A 1040-nucleotide genomic window follows, 5' to 3' on the forward strand; every position below is an offset into this window, starting at 1 on the left:
CACTAAAATCGCGTAACATATGTTATGGAACCCGTGCCAGCTCCTAAAGACGAAGATATGGTACCGCGGTTCGGAAACACGATCATGAAACCCGGTGGCGCTGCCGGTAGCGTGACGGCCGAATGCCGTTCAGGAAGACTTCCTGAACGGCATGGTCTACTTCAGCGTTCCACGTCTCTCAAGCAGTCCGTGAGAGCTTTGTCAGTGGGCTATGCAAAGACATACGCCTCTATAGCCGCCGAGATGAAGACTTCACGCGCTTCCTCTGCCGACGCCCTTCTCTCTAAGGCGGCCGCACATTTTAGCTTCGCTAGGTCGTAGTATCGGCCATTCGTCACCGGCCATCGGCCGGTCAGGTATTCAAGCGCCTGCTCGGGCCCGCGAATTAATTCGGATGAGCCGTACCCAATCCGAATGCCTACCGGACTCGCCCAGCTACGAGATGTGCGAGCAGCTCCACCATTTTCCATCCGCGTACCTCCCAGAGATTGTGCTCTCAAACGATATCATCGCCGCGGCATGGAAACTATTAGCTGCAGCCTCACCTTAAAGGGGTAGTATGCACTATGCACTGCAAGCCGTTTCTGACTCCTTGCAGAGGGGATTTCCTGCCCGGACAATAGAACCACATTCGAACCGTAAGAGACTAGAGCGGATTCGACTTAGTCCGGGTCATATCCGGCGGCCTCGAAGTAGTTCCGGCATTCCTCGGGGGTGAAGGCGGATAGACAGTCGGCGACGGCTGACCAGAGATCGTCAACGGTTCTGGCAGCGACCTTTCTGAGCAGTGCCTTGAGCTTGGAGAAAGCCATCTCGATGGGGTTAAAGTCCGGCGAGTATGGTGGGAGGAACAGGAGCCGTGCTCCAACTTTCTCGATGGCGTCGCGCACGCCGCTGATCTTGTGGGCGGGCAGATTATCCATGACCACGACGTCGCCGGGACGCAGTTCGGGTGCGAGGACCTGCTCGGCATAGGCGAGGAAGGCTGGTCCGTTCATTGGCCCATCGAGCAGCATCGGCGCCGCCATGCCAGATAGTCG

Annotated in this window: 2 protein-coding genes; both read right to left on the bottom strand. The window is 57.2% G+C overall.

Annotated elements, in window-relative coordinates; all coding sequences use genetic code 11:
- Positions 1-209: 209 nt before the first annotated feature.
- Entirely contained in the window at positions 210-470 is a 261-nt protein-coding gene (locus RTCK_RS07975; protein WP_142592406.1) for a DUF982 domain-containing protein, read from the bottom strand.
- Positions 471-662: 192 nt separating this feature from the next.
- Positions 663-1040: transposase (locus RTCK_RS07980; protein ID WP_185927947.1), on the bottom strand; the 378-nt coding region annotated here is incomplete at its 5' end.

This window comes from Pseudorhizobium endolithicum (genome assembly GCF_902153245.2).
Taxonomy (GTDB): Bacteria; Pseudomonadota; Alphaproteobacteria; order Rhizobiales; family Rhizobiaceae; genus Neorhizobium; species Neorhizobium endolithicum.